Origin of the sequence: Pantoea sp. Cy-640, from assembly GCF_011752635.1 — a bacterium.
Lineage (GTDB): Bacteria > Pseudomonadota > Gammaproteobacteria > Enterobacterales > Enterobacteriaceae > Pantoea > Pantoea dispersa.
The window spans coordinates 268,029-281,670 of the sequence record NZ_VWXB01000002.1; the positions used below are offsets into that span (position 1 = coordinate 268,029).

10 protein-coding genes are annotated in these 13,642 nt (G+C 60.7%); 3 read left to right on the forward strand and 7 right to left on the reverse strand.

Translation table 11 applies throughout. The features are described 5' to 3' along the window. Nucleotides 1-316: 316 nt before the first annotated feature. From F3J36_RS06710 to fdhF, 4 genes are read right to left on the reverse strand one after another with little or no spacing between them, the layout of a single operon-like run. Nucleotides 317-1,261 carry a cytochrome d ubiquinol oxidase subunit II gene (locus F3J36_RS06710; RefSeq protein ID WP_166719268.1) on the reverse strand — a complete coding sequence of 315 codons (945 nt, stop codon included), beginning with the start codon at nucleotides 1,259-1,261 and terminating at the stop codon, nucleotides 317-319. 11 nt (nucleotides 1,262-1,272) lie between these two features. Further along, nucleotides 1,273-2,643 carry a cytochrome ubiquinol oxidase subunit I gene (locus F3J36_RS06715; protein WP_166719269.1) on the reverse strand — a complete coding sequence of 457 codons (1,371 nt, stop codon included), beginning with the start codon at nucleotides 2,641-2,643 and terminating at the stop codon, nucleotides 1,273-1,275. Continuing rightward, the gene (locus F3J36_RS06720) at nucleotides 2,636-3,121 is read right to left on the reverse strand and encodes a DUF1641 domain-containing protein (RefSeq protein WP_166719270.1); all 486 of its coding nucleotides are present in this window, start codon (nucleotides 3,119-3,121) and stop codon (nucleotides 2,636-2,638) included. The genes F3J36_RS06715 and F3J36_RS06720 overlap by 8 nt, the downstream gene beginning before the upstream one ends. After that, nucleotides 3,121-6,093 (reverse strand): formate dehydrogenase subunit alpha, encoded by a 2,973-nt coding sequence (fdhF, locus tag F3J36_RS06725; RefSeq protein WP_166719271.1) that lies wholly within the window; start codon nucleotides 6,091-6,093, stop codon nucleotides 3,121-3,123. The genes F3J36_RS06720 and fdhF overlap by 1 nt, the downstream gene beginning before the upstream one ends. 303 nt (nucleotides 6,094-6,396) lie before the next feature. Between fdhF and F3J36_RS06730 the strand changes: the two genes are divergently transcribed. Continuing rightward, the gene (locus F3J36_RS06730; RefSeq protein ID WP_058770520.1) at nucleotides 6,397-7,290 is read left to right on the forward strand and encodes an SDR family oxidoreductase; all 894 of its coding nucleotides are present in this window, start codon (nucleotides 6,397-6,399) and stop codon (nucleotides 7,288-7,290) included. Nucleotides 7,291-7,364: 74 nt separating this feature from the next. Next, on the forward strand, nucleotides 7,365-9,179 hold the full coding sequence (locus F3J36_RS06735) for a glycoside hydrolase family 15 protein (RefSeq protein WP_166719272.1): 1,815 nt from the start codon (nucleotides 7,365-7,367) through the stop codon (nucleotides 9,177-9,179). Nucleotides 9,180-9,208: 29 nt separating this feature from the next. Here the strand turns inward: F3J36_RS06735 and F3J36_RS06740 are convergent, their stop codons facing one another. After that, on the reverse strand, nucleotides 9,209-10,072 hold the full coding sequence (locus F3J36_RS06740) for a DMT family transporter (RefSeq protein ID WP_021509548.1): 864 nt from the start codon (nucleotides 10,070-10,072) through the stop codon (nucleotides 9,209-9,211). A gap of 213 nt (nucleotides 10,073-10,285) precedes the next feature. Further along, a complete protein-coding gene (locus F3J36_RS06745) occupies nucleotides 10,286-11,191 on the reverse strand; it encodes a LysR family transcriptional regulator (RefSeq protein WP_021509549.1) in 906 nt (301 codons plus the stop codon). Between the two features lie 144 nt (nucleotides 11,192-11,335). Between F3J36_RS06745 and F3J36_RS06750 the strand changes: the two genes are divergently transcribed. After that, nucleotides 11,336-12,085 (forward strand): SDR family oxidoreductase, encoded by a 750-nt coding sequence (locus F3J36_RS06750; RefSeq protein WP_166719273.1) that lies wholly within the window; start codon nucleotides 11,336-11,338, stop codon nucleotides 12,083-12,085. 61 nt (nucleotides 12,086-12,146) lie between these two features. Here F3J36_RS06750 and F3J36_RS06755 read toward each other — a convergent pair whose 3' ends face one another. Continuing rightward, nucleotides 12,147-13,583, reverse strand: coding sequence for a sugar porter family MFS transporter (locus tag F3J36_RS06755; protein WP_159377504.1), 1,437 nt, complete (start codon nucleotides 13,581-13,583; stop codon nucleotides 12,147-12,149). Between the last annotated feature and the right edge of the window lie 59 nt (nucleotides 13,584-13,642).

Here is a 13,642-nt window from a genome sequence, read left to right on the forward strand (position 1 = left end):
GCGGCGCAGCGTTTAGATCAGCGCGATAAATCGCGCCTCTACAAAGCGTGCCAGCGACCAGTACCGTTATCACATTCTGCACCAATCGTAGCGGCGTAATTTATTGCGCAAAAACACAGCGGCGCAGAAGTTTGATCAGCGTGATAAATCGCGCCGCTACGAAACTTGCCAGCGACCCGTACCGTTATCACATACTGCACCAATCGTAGCGGCGCAATTTATTGCGCAAAAACACAGCGGCGCAGCGGTTTGATCAGCGTGATAAATCGCGCCGCTACGAAACGTGCCAGCGAATAATACCGTTATAAACACTTATTTATGCCTGCGGCTGGCGCTTAAACACCCAGAACGCCCAGCTGTGGTACAGCAGCGTCAGCGGCAACACAATCAATAAACCCGTCACCACGAACCCCTGCGTCACCGGCGAGGAGGCCTGCTGGTGCATCTCCAGCTGCCACGGCAGCAACCACGGATAAAGCCCGTACGCCAGCGCCGCGACCACCACGCCCGTCTGCACCAGCGTGATCATCAGCAACGCCACCATCGCTTCCCGCCACAGCGTGAGCAGCTGCAGCAGCCACAGCGCAGGCAACAGGCTCAGCAACACTTTTCCCGGCCAGCGCTGCCAGCTCTGCTGCCACAGCGCCGGCTCCAGCAGCAGCACGGCAATAAAGCAGGCTAGCGTCACCACCCACCACAGCATGGCCAGCGCCCGCGCCCGCTCCACCACCGGCTCGCCAATGCGCCAGCACAGCCAGCAGCAGCCCAGCAGCAGATCAACCGCCACCAGGCCGAGACCGCACAGCAGCGGCACCAGCGAAAAATCAATCACAATCCCGCTGGGCGGACGCGACACCAGCATTAACCCGCTCATCCAGCCTGGCAGAAACGCTGCCAGCAGCGAGCTGACCATCAGCAGCCGGTCCAGCCAGCGTCGCCCGGTCTCGCCAGACTGACCGCGATACGCCAGCGCCAGCCCGCGCAAAAACAGCGCCAGCAGGAAGAGAAACAGCGGCACCTTCAGCGTTTGTAGCAGCAGACTGTACAGCGGCGGAAACAGCGCCAGCATGCCGCCCGCCAGCAACACCAGCCAGGTTTCATTGGCATCCCACAGCGGCAGCAGGCTGTGCACCATCCACTGCCGCTCTTGTGGCTGGTCGAAACTGTATAGCAGCATCCCCACGCCGCTATCCGTGCCATCCAGCGCCAGATACATCAGCAGGGCAAACAGCAGAAGCACAGCAGAAAGTTCGACCAACATCCTCATCCTCCTCAGGCTGGCGTCTGTATGGTTTCCGCTACCGCCGTCGCCTGCGGATCCGGCAGCGGTGCCGCCAGGTGGCGCAGCAGATAACCCAGGCCAAAGGCAAAACTCAGTGCGTAAATCACCACCACCGACACGAAAATGGCGACGCTGCTGCCGAGGGACATTGGCGCCAGGCTGTCGGCGGTACGCAGCATGCCGTATACCGTCCACGGCTGCCGGCCAACCTCCGTCACCACCCAGCCCGCCAGCAGCGCAACAAAGCCAGCCGGTGACATCAGCGCCAGCAGACGCAGCACGCGCCGCGACTGATCAAGACGACCGCGCCAGCGCTGCACATTGCCCGCCAGGCTGCTCAGCAGCATCAGCAGCGCCAGTCCCACCATCAGGCGAAAAGCAAAAAACACCGGCAGCACCGGCGGCAGGCTGTCGCGCGGAAACTCACGCAGGCTTTTGATGTGGCCGCTGAGGTTATGGCGCAGGTAGAGCGAACCGATAGCCGGGATCGCCAGCTCGGCGTGATTCCGCTGCTGCGCCTGATCGGGCAGCGCAAACAGCCGCAGCGGCTCGCCTTCCCCTGGCGCAGGCGGCTGCCAGCTGCCCTCGATCGCCGCCAGTTTTGCGGGCTGATAGTCACGGGTGTTTTCGCCGTGCAGATCGCCCACCACCATCTGCAGCGGCAGGATGCACAGCGACACCGTCAGCGCGCTGCGCAGCATCAGCCGGCTGGCGGCCTCGCCAGCATTACGCAGCAGGCGCCACGCCGCGACACCGCCCAGCAAAAACGCCACGCTGATCCACGAGGCCAGCAGCATGTGCGCCAGCCGCCAGCCAAACGAGGGTGCGGAAATCAAACTCCAGGCGCTGTCCGGCGTGAACTGGCCGGCGTCATTGAGCGTAAAACCGCGCGGCGTTTGCATCCAGGAGTTAGCGGCGAGGATCCAGAAAGCGCTAAAAATCGCGCCGAGTGCCACCAGACAGGTAATGGCGAAATGCACGCCGGGTTTCACCCGATCGATACCAAACAGCATCACGCCGGTCAGCGCCGACTCGAGGAAAAAAGCGATCAGCACTTCATACAGCATCAGCGGACCGATAATGCCGCCCGCTTTGCTGGCAAACACCGACCAGTGGGTGCCGAACTGAAACTCCATGATCACGCCGGAAACCGTACCAATTGCCACGGTGAGCGCGAATACCTTGATCCAGAAGTGCAGCGCCTGATGCGCTTCCGGCCGCCTGCCCCATAGCCAGCGCGCTTCAAACCACACCAGAAACGGGGCCAGCCCCAGCGTCAGTGCTGCCAGGGTAATGTGCATGCCCATCGTCAGGGCAAACTGACCGCGCGCGATCAGCAGCACCCAATCCTGGCTACTCACGGCTCGGCTTACCGCTGTAGCGGGTTATCGGCTTCTCTTCGTCACCCTGCATGGCGCGCGCGAAGGTTTCCAGCGCCGCCAGCAGTGGCCGGATGCCCTGCCACAGCGCCTCATCATTCAGCAGTTTGAGCACGCCACTGACGCCCGGCGCGCTTTTCTCCTGCTGCGCCGTGTCGCTGGCCGGCTTCATCGCCAGCAGGGCATCGCGCAGCGCCAGCAGTAAATGGTTGAAACGCTCCGGCGGTACGGTGCTGAGGGTCATAAACAGCAGCGACAGGTTCTGCACCGCATTCTGGGTGCCGGGCCGGTTAAGTCCGGCGGCGACGATTTTACCGATGTCATTGTTGGCTTGTACCATGTCATTAGCCAGGCGAAGGAAGCCGTGCTGATGCAGATTCTCCAGCAGTTCGTTCAGCGCTTCCTGCGCGCTGGGTTCGGTGCGCGTCGCAGTAGGTTGATAGTGCAGCGGTTCGGCCATTAGCTTTTCTCCGGATGCGAAACGTGTTCAGGCGGCAGCCGGTATTCAGGCTGCTGCCATTTTTGTTCAACGGGCAGATGATCCAGCGGCGTGCGCTGGCCGTGGCGGAAGTTGTGCAGCGGAATCGGATGCGGCTGTGGCGCATGCGCCAGTTTGCGCATCGTCACCGCAATCTCTTTGTAGGCCGGGGTGTTGACGTCGGGATCGTGGTGTTCACCGGTCAGCCCGTTCACCCCCGGTTTGCCGTGGTGGATAGGAATGAACAGCACATTGCCGGCCATCCGTTCGGTCACCACTACCGGCACCTCTACACTGCCCCGGCGTGAACGCAGCTCCACCCAGTCGCCCTGCTGTAATTGCCGCTCCTGCGCCAGCTGCGGCGAAATCTCAACAAACCAGTTGGGCGACAGCGATTTGATGCGCCCGCCCTGCCCGGTCTGATTGGTCGACTGGAAATGCTCCAGCATACGGCCATTGTTCAGCAGCAGGTCGTACTGCTCATCGGGCGCTTCCATCGGCGGCTGCCACGTCAGCGGGTACAGACGCGCTTTGCCATCAGGAAAGGCGAACGCCTCGGTATACAGCAGCGGCGTGCTGCTGCCGTCGGCGTTTACCGGCCACAGCTGTGACTGCCAGCCGACGAGGTTCTCATAGCTGACCCCGGCAAACAGCGCGGCGATACCCGCAGCTTCTGCCATGATGGCGCCGGGATTTGGGTAGTGCCAGTGATGACCGAGACGCGCCGCGACATCAGTCAGTATCTGCCAGTCAGGCCGGCTGTCGCCGAGCGGCGCAAACGCAGGCGAGAAGTGCTGAATGCGCCGTTCGGTATTCACGAAGGTGCCCTCTTTCTCCAGGCTCGGACAGCCAGGCAGCACCACATCCGCGAACTGCGCGGTACGGCTCATGAAGATGTCCTGCACCACCATGAAATCCAGCCGGCTAAAGGCTTCGTGCACTTTGGTCGAGTCCGCATCAGAAAAGGCGGTCTCTTCGCCGATGATATACATGGCGCGCACCCGCTGTTTATGCGCGTCTTCCACCATCATGAAGTTATCCAGCCCGGCTTCATCGGAAAGCGCTTCCGGTGCCACGCCCCAGGCGCGCGCCCATTTTTCCCGCACCTGCGCATCGGTCACTTTTTCGTAGCCGGGATAGACATTGCTTAAGCAGCCAAAATCGCTGGCGCCCTGCACATTATTGTGACCGCGCATCGGGTAACCGCCGGTGCCAGGGCGGCCGTAGTTGCCGGTGACCAGCAGCAGATTGGAGAGCGCGGTGCTGGTATCCGCACCGTGGCTGTGCTGCGTAATGCCCATCGCCCACAGCAGGCAGGCGCTGCCCGCGTTGCCGATCATCTCGGCGGCTTCGGTCAACTGCGCCACGCTCAGACCGGTGATTTCACTGGCCATCTCAAGCGTAAACGGCGCCAGTGACGCGCGATATTCCGCCACCTGATTGACGCGCGTGCGCAGGAATGCTTCATCGGCATAACCGTGATCGAACATGTAGCGCGCCATCGCCGACGCCCACACCATGTCGGTACCGGGACGGATGCGCAGATAACAATCGGCGCGCTCGGCCATTTCGTGACGGCGCGGATCGACCACCAGCAGCTTCTGTCCGCGATGTTTGTGGCTCTGTTTGATATGTGAAGCGAAAACCGGATGATTTTCCGCCAGGTTGCTGCCAACGGTGATGATCAGGTCGGTCTGCTGCAGATCGCGCAGCGTACCGGCATCGCCGCCGTAGCCCACGGTGCGAAACAGCCCTTCCGTCGCCGGGTTCTGGCAATAGCGCGAGGAGTTGTCCACGTTGTTGGTGCCGAAAATCAGACGGGCGATCTTCTGCGTCAGGTAGGCTTCCTCATTGCTGGCTTTACTGGAACCAATAAAACCAATCGCGTTACCGCCGTGCTGGCGTGCCACCGCGCGCAGGCCATCGGCCACACGCTGTAGCGCCTCTTCCCAGCTGGCCGGGCGGAACTGGCCGTTTTCACGAATCAGCGGCGTGGTCAGCCGGTTTGGGCTGTTAACGAAATCCCAGCCGAATTTGCCTTTGACACAGGTTGAGATGCCGTTGACCGGCGCATCGGCCACCGGCTGGATTTTGAGGATGTGGCGATCACGCGTCCAGACTTCAAAACTGCAGCCGACGCCGCAATAGGTGCAGACGGTTTTGGTTTTTTTAATTTCGACTTTGCGCAGCGCATCATCGATCAGCGAAATTCCGGTGATCGGCTCCATGCCGATGCTGTTTTCCAGCGATTTGACGAAATCAATCAGCGGCCGCTTCAGGTCTTCATCCATCGCGGTGAAGGGTCCGGCGTCGGGCTGCATGGTTTTTTCCAGCAGCGCGTTGCACGGGCAGACGGTCACGCAGTGCCCGCAGCTGACGCAGCTGGAACCGGCAATCTGCGTCCCGCCATCCCACAGCACGCGCGGGTGATCGGCGCTGTAATCAATCGACAGCGTCTCATTTACCTCGACATTCTGGCAGGCTTCCACGCAGCGTCCGCACAGAATGCACTGATCCGGATCGTAGGTATAAAACGGATTACTGTGGTCTTTGCTGTCCGGTTTGCGCTGGTAGGGGTAATACTGAATCGGAATGTGCATGTCCGCGACGGTGTTATGCAACGTGCAGTCGCCGGTGTTGTGCTCACACACCGTGCAGTAAAGCTCGTGGCGATTGAGGATGCGGTCCATGCCCTCCTGCTGTGCCGCCTGCAGTACCGCACTCTGGCTGACCACGCGCAAGCCCTCGGCGCTGCGTAACGTGCAGCCGCGCACGGGTTCGCCATCCACCTCCACCCAGCAGACATCACAGGTTTGCAGCGGCGGCAGCGCCGGGTGATAACAGACGTGAGGCAGTTTTTTTCCCTGCTTCTGCAGAAAATCAATTAACGGTTGATTTGCGGTTCCGCTTAAGCGCTCACCATTAAATATAATGGTACATTGTGCTTCGCTCATTTAACGCCTCGTTTAAGCCATCGCTCATAATTATTCGGGCCGGCTAGCGCCGATTATTATGTAAAGTTATGCATAGAGCTTAGGAACAAATCTTTATCCCGCAAGCAGACCGATTCGCTTAATAATGCGCACAGCTTACGCAGCGCTAAAATAATCATTACGTTAGTGATTTTGTAACTAAAAATATCATTTCAGCCACTACCGCCACGCTTTAATAAAACGCGACTGCTTATTTTTTGACGTGACAAATATCACATCTCTGCCAGGCTTAATTTACTCGTTCCACTGTACAAGGAGATAGGTATGACTTCATTTACTAACAAAACGCTGATTACCCAGGAATATCCAAAGCCGCCATTCAAAAAGCAGCATCAGCCCATTCCGGGATTAGCCAGTAAGATGGAACCCCGTCCCGATCACGGTGAAACCAGCTATCGCGGCACTGGCCGTTTAACCGGGCGCAAGGCGCTGATTACCGGTGGTGACTCCGGCATTGGCCGCGCGGTAGCCATTGCGTATGCCCGTGAAGGGGCTGACGTGGCAATCAACTACCTGCCGGAAGAGGAGCAGGACGCCGCTGAAGTGGTGCAATTAATCGAAGCGGAAGGCCGTAAAGCGGTGGCTATTCCGGGTGATATTCGCTCAGAATCTTTTTGCCAGCAGCTGGTAAAAGAGGCAGCAGAAAAACTCGACGGTCTGGATATTCTGGTGAATAACGCCGGTCGCCAGCAATTTAATGAGTCAATACGCACGCTCTCGACGGAAGATTTTGACGCCACCTTTAAGACCAATGTTTACGCGATGTTCTGGATCACCAAAGCGGCACTGGAATATCTGCCTGCCGGATCATCCATTATTAATACCTCGTCGGTTCAGGCGTATGAACCGAGCGCCATTCTGCTGGATTACGCGCAAACCAAAGCCGCTATCGCTGCCTTTACCAAAGCGCTGGCGAAACAGCTGGGCGAACAGCAAATTCGCGTCAATGCCGTCGCGCCAGGACCTTACTGGACCGCGCTGCAGGTGTGCGGCGGCCAGCCGCAGGAAAAAGTCGAGCAGTTTGGTGCCAGCGCGCCGCTGGGCCGCCCCGGCCAGCCGGCTGAAATCGCGCCGCTGTATGTGACCTTTGCGGAGACCACCAACAGCTTCACCTCAGGCCAGGTATGGTGCTCTGATGGCGGTACCGGCACCCTCTGACATACGGGTGCTCATCCGGATTACGTGGCTGCCGCGGGCGGCCACGTTGCCGTTTCTGCTGACAGGGAAGATCCATGAATAATCAAACGCTGCAGTCGCCGATGCGCGACCAGGGCTTTGCCCGTCTCGGCGACTACGCGGCCATCGGTGAAGGCCGGTCGGTGGCGCTGATCGCGCCCGACGGCGCCATTGACTGGTGGTGCGCGCCCAACCTCGACTCAGCCCCGCTGTTTGACCGCCTGCTCGACCCGGAGATTGGCGGTTTTTTCCAGATTGAACCTGACGTCCCTTACCGCATCGAGCGCGCTTATCGCGCCGACAGTAACGTACTGGAAACCCGCTTTTTTACCGATGACGGCAGCGTGCTGCTGACCGAATCGCTGAACAGCACGCTGGCCGGCCGTCTGCCTTGGAGTGAACTGGCGCGGCGCGTGGAAGGCATTGATGGCGAAGTGACCCTGCGCCTGACGCTGCGCTTTGGCACCGTTGCCGAAACCCGCTCGCCGTGGCAGGACAGCACCGAACAGGGCGACGTGTACCACATCGGCGATCTGATGGCGATGCTGCGCACCAGCGAGGACTGGCAGATTGAACAGCGTGACGATGAGCAAATCAGCGCTACACTGCGGACGGCTGCGGACAGTCGATCGCTGGTGGCGTTGCTGGTCACCGAGCGCGAACCACTGGCGGTGCCGCCGCTGGAGGCGATCGATACCCGGATTGAAACCAGCCATACCGCCTGGTGCGACTGGACCCGCAGCTTGAGCTATCAGGGGCGCTTTGCTGAGCACGTGCGCCGCTCGGCGCTGTCGCTGAAATTTTTATGGTATTCCCCTACCGGCGCGCTGGCGGCGGCAGCCACTACCTCGCTGCCGGAAGGCATTGGCGGGGAAAAGAATTATGACTACCGCTATGCATGGGTACGGGATGCCTGTCTGATCATCAAAGCCTTTGTTTTTCTCGGTGCGCTGAAAGATTGTAAAGCGGCGTTCTCCTGGCTGTCGAAAACCATTATCCGCCACGGTACCGCGCTGCGCACCTGCTACACGCTGGAGGGCAACGAAGTGCCTGCCGAACGCTTTGTGCCGCTGCGTGGCTATCACCATTCTCAGCCGGTACGCGTGGGCAACAACGCGCGCGACCAGCTGCAGCTCAGTATGTACGGCGACATGCTTGCCACCGCCGAGCTGTTTATTCGCGCCGGGCACGTGCTGGACTTAGCCACCTCGCGCATGCTGGGTGCGCTGGCTAATCACTGTGCCGATTTATGGCGTCAGAAAGACAGCGGCATCTGGGAGCTGCCCGAGCAGCAGCACTATACGCATTCAAAGATGGCCTGCTGGCTGGCGCTGGACCGTGCCGTGGCTTTGGCCGAAGCGCGCCACATTGAACCCACGTGGCTGAAACGCTGGCAGCGCGAGCGCGACCGTATCAGCAGCTGGATTGAAGCGCACTGCTGGAACGAAGACAAACAGGCGTATGAATTTTATCCCGACAGCGACGGACGGCTGGATGCCGCGCTGGCGCTGGTGCATGCCTACGGCAGCCGGGTTAACCCGGCACGCATGCGCGCCACCTACCGCGCCATTGAGCAGGAACTGGGGCACGGTAGCGCCATGCTGTATCGCTACAGCGGCACGGAACAGGAAGAGAGCACCTTTATCGCCTGCTCATTCTGGCTGGTAGAAGCCTGGGCGGCGCTGGGAGAATGCACGCGCGCCGAAAAGGCCATGCAGCAGATCCTCGGCAAACTGTGCCAGCGCGGCAACGTGGAAACCTTCAACGAAATGTTTGATGTGCGCAGTGACGAATGGCGCGGCAATATGCCGCAGGGCCTCAGTCATCTGGCATTAATTTGCGCCGCACAGGCGCTGACCGATCATGGCTGAAATGCCCCGCCGGCTGGCGGGGCATGATGTTAACGCGAAGGCTGTGGCGCACGAAACACCAGCAGGATACCCGCCAGAATCGCCGCCATGCCCAGCAGGCTCAGCCACGGCAGTCGGTTACCCAGCAGCAGATAGTCGAGCAGCGCGGTAATCACCGGCACCAGATAAAACAGGCTGGTAACGTTAACGATACTGCCCGCGCTCAGTAAGCGATACAGCAGCAGCTGGGCCACCACGGAGATCATCACGCCGAGGAACAGCGCGGCCAGCCAGAAATGCAGCGTGAAGCTGACATGAAACGGTTTAACCGGCAGCAACAGCAGGCACAACAGTAAACTCACGCCGTACTGCAGCGGCAGCACCTGCGCCGGATGCTGCGTCACCCGTTGCTGCATGATGGCACCGAAGGTCATGCACAGCAGCGCGGCCAGCGCAAACAGCACGCCGCTGAGCGGCAGCTGCGACGCCGCCAGACTGCGCCACACCAGCAGTATCAGCCCCGCCAGCGCGACCGTTAAGCCCAGCAAGCGCCTGCCCGGCAGACGCCGCTCCACCAGGCACAGCGTCAGAATTGGCTGGATGCCCATGATGGTGGCGATCAGCCCTGGCGTCACGCCCTCCGCCATCGCCTGGAAATAACACAGCGAATAAGCGCCGATCAACACCAGGCCGGTCAGCATTACGCGCGGGCGCGTACCGGGCTGCGGCAGCCAGCGGCGGCGAAACAGTCCCACCAGCAACAGCGCAACCAGCGCGATGCTAAAACGCACCACCAGCAGCGCCAGCGGTGAGGCATTATCCAGCCCGAGACGCGAGAAAATGGCTGCGCTGCCCCACAGCAGCACAAAGCCTGACGTCGCTGCCTGCGAAGTCAGCGAAGAAGAAGAACGCATAGCATTGCTCCTGAAACAAACGTTGTTAGCGCGCTCGCTAAGCGAGGCGCAGGAAGTTCGATACTTAGCGAATCACAACGCGTACCGGAGGTGGCGGGCAGCAAGGCGCATACAGGCGAAAGTCAGATGACGATGCGGAATCAGCAGAGAGTGTCATAAACGCGCCTGTAGCATGGGGTTGAGGCCAAACGTTAACAGATTGTTTACACCCTGTCATCCATTTAGCCGTTGCGGAAACACCTCACGCAGCCAGTCGATCAGTACCCGCAGGCGCTGGGTGAGATGGCGGCTTTGCGGATAAACCACGTGGAACGGATAGTCGGACGGACGCCAGTCGGCGAGGATCTCCACCAGCCGTCCGGCCTGCAAATCCGCGGCCGCAGCGTAACGGAACGTCTGAATGATGCCCAGACCCGCCACCGCCGCGGCAAGGTGCGCGTTGCTCTCATTGACGCCAACGCGATGCGCGGTCTTGACCTCGATTCGCTCTTCGCCGTGGCGGAAGCGCAGCGGAAACGCGCGCCCGCTCTGCGGCGACAGATAGCTGATGATGCGGTGGCCATTGTTCAGCTCCTGCGGATACGCCGGAATGCCGTAGGTCCGCAGATAGCCGGGCGTGGCACAGGTGATCATTTGCGCATTGCCTAAGTGCCGTGCCACCAGTGACGAATCGCTCAGCGGACCGCCGCGCACTACGCAGTCCACGTTATCACTGATGAGATCCACGGTGCGATCGGACACGCCAAGGTCCAGGGTGATGTCGGGAAACCTGGCGACAAAATCGGGCAGCGCCGGCAGCAGCACATCACGCGCCGTTGAGCCGCCGATATCCATACGCAGCTGACCGTGCGGTTTCGTCGTGACGCTATTGAAAGCACAATCGATATCTTCCAGATCGCGCACGATGCGCAGCGCCCGCTCGTAGTAATCGCGCCCTTCTGCCGTCACCGTGACCCGGCGCGTGGTGCGCTGCAACAGACGCACGCCGAGATGCGCTTCCAGCTCCTGCACCAGCTTACTCAGGGTGGCGTTAGGCATATCCAGTGAATTGGCGGCCCGGGTAAAGTTGCCTGCCTCGACCACGCGGGCGAACGCCCGGATTGCCAGCAATTGATCCATTGTCGCCCCTCACCTGATTATCCACCCAGAGAAATAGTCCTTTCGATTTTACACCATTTATCCGTAAAAGCGGCAGCGCTACAGTGCACTTCAGCGACGGCAAGGCCGTCACCACCTAACCTGATCAACTGTGGAGTACATACTATGAACCTGATTCTGCAAGACAAAATTGCTTTAGTGACCGGCGGCACCTCCGGTATTGGCCTCGCCACCGCTCAGGAACTGGCGGCACAGGGCGCACGCGTGTTTATCACCGGTCGTCGTCAGGCTGAGCTGGATGCGGCCGTCGCCAGCATCGGTGGCGGCGCCACCGGCATTCGCGCCGATGCAGCACAGTTAAGCGATCTGGATGCCGTCTATGCGCAGATTGCGCGCCAGGCCGGCCGGCTGGATATCCTGTTTGCCAACGCCGGTGGCGGCGACATGCTGCCGCTGGGGGCCATCACAGAAGAACATTTTGATCGTATCTTCAGCACCAACGTCCGCGGCGTGCTGTTCACCGTGCAGAAAGCGCTGCCGCTGCTGAGCGATAAGGCGTCGGTGATTGTCACCGGCTCCACCGCCGCCATTCAGGGTACGCCGGGCTTCAGCGTTTACAGTGCCAGTAAAGCGGCGGTGCGTAACTTTGCCCGCTCGTGGGCGCTGGATGTGAAAGATCGCGGCATCCGCATTAACGTGGTGAGCCCTGGCCCGGTGCAGACGCCAGGCTTAGGCGGCCTGGTGCCGGAAGATCAGCGCCAGGGGCTGTTCGATGCGCTGGCCGCGCAGGTACCGCTCGGTCGTCTGGGTGAGCCGGGAGAGATTGGCAAGGTGGTGGCGTTTCTCGCCTCCGATGCCGCCAGCTTTATTAATGCAGCCGAGCTGTTTGTCGATGGCGGTATGGCGCAGGTGTAAGCGGGTGTTGTTCCGGTGCGCCGCCTGGCGCACCGGCTTTCTGCCTGAAGCATGGCTGCGGTTACCGCAGCGAATGCTCACCTGCTACCGCTGCCGGCTCGCCAGCGGTGAGCTGCTGCTCCAGCTGCTCCAGCGATATGCCTTTGGTCTCCGGCACGCGACGCAGCACAAAGACAAAGCCCGCCGCACAAATCACGCCATACAGCATAAAGCTGCCCGCTGCACCGAGTCCGGCATTGAGGATGGGAAAGGTGTAGGTCAGTACAAAACAGGCAATCCACAGCGCCAGCGTGGCGACCGACATCGCCAGACCGCGAATCCGGTTGGGGAAAATTTCCGCCAGCAGCACCCAGGTAACCGGCGCCAGCGTCAGCGCATAAACCGCAATCGCCGCCAGTACCAGAATCAGCACCGGCCAGCCGGTGATACCCAGCGTGTAGGCACCGGCGATCAGTGCATAACACAGCGTCAGTCCTCCGGCGCCGATCAGCATCAGTTTGCGGCGGCCGAGCCGATCCACCAGCGGCAGCGCCAGCACTGTTGCCAGCAAATTGATCAGGCCGGTGGCCACGATCGACTTCAGCGTGCCGTTGATATCGAAACCAGCCGAAGCAAAAATCTCCTGCGCATAGTTGAAAATCACGTTGATACCGCACCACTGCTGGAAAATCGCCAGCACGATGCCGGTGATGACAATCGGCAGCGTGCGCGGCGCCAGCAGCGAGCCGGCGCGGGCGCGCGTTTGCTGGCGATCCTGTTCCAGCGCGCGGGCAATCTCGCGCTGCGTCTGCTGCGCATAAGCAGGCGAACCAATTTTGTTCAGCATCGCCAGCGCGCGCTGCGGCTGGCCCGCCAGCATCAGCCAGCGCGGTGATTCCGGCACCCACATCATCAGCAGCAGAAATGCCAGCGACGGCACGGCGGCCGAGGCGAACATCCAGCGCCAGCCAACCTGACCGTTCCAGGTTTCACGCAGCGCCGCATGGGTTGATGCGCCGACGACCGGATCGGCAATCATCAGGTTGATCAGCTGCGCCGCCAGCACGCCAATAACGATTGTCAGCTGGTTAACCGCGACAAACTTGCCGCGCTTGTCTGCCGGGCTGATCTCCGCGATGTACATCGGGCTGAGCGCCGAGGCGATACCAATGCCGACGCCGCCGAGAATGCGCCACCAGACAAACAGCGTAAAGCTGCTGGCCAGCGCGGTGCCGATCGCCGACACCACAAACAGCAGTGCGGCGACGATCAGCGGCAGCCGCCGCCCCAGCTTGTCTGCTGACCAGCCGGACACCAGCGCACCAAACACGCAGCCCACCAGCGCCGAGCTCATCGCCCAGCCGGATGCCGCCGGATCGGTGACGTTGAACCAGGCCTCATAGAAGGGTTTGGCCCCGCCAATCACCACCCAGTCATAGCCAAACAGCAAACCGCCGCAGGCTGCCACCAGACAGATGCTCCACACGTAACGCATATTCAGATGTTGATGATTGTTCACGGCCACTCTCCGCACCAGGGTCAAAGTGCGGCTATCTCACCACCGATACCGCAGGGTGA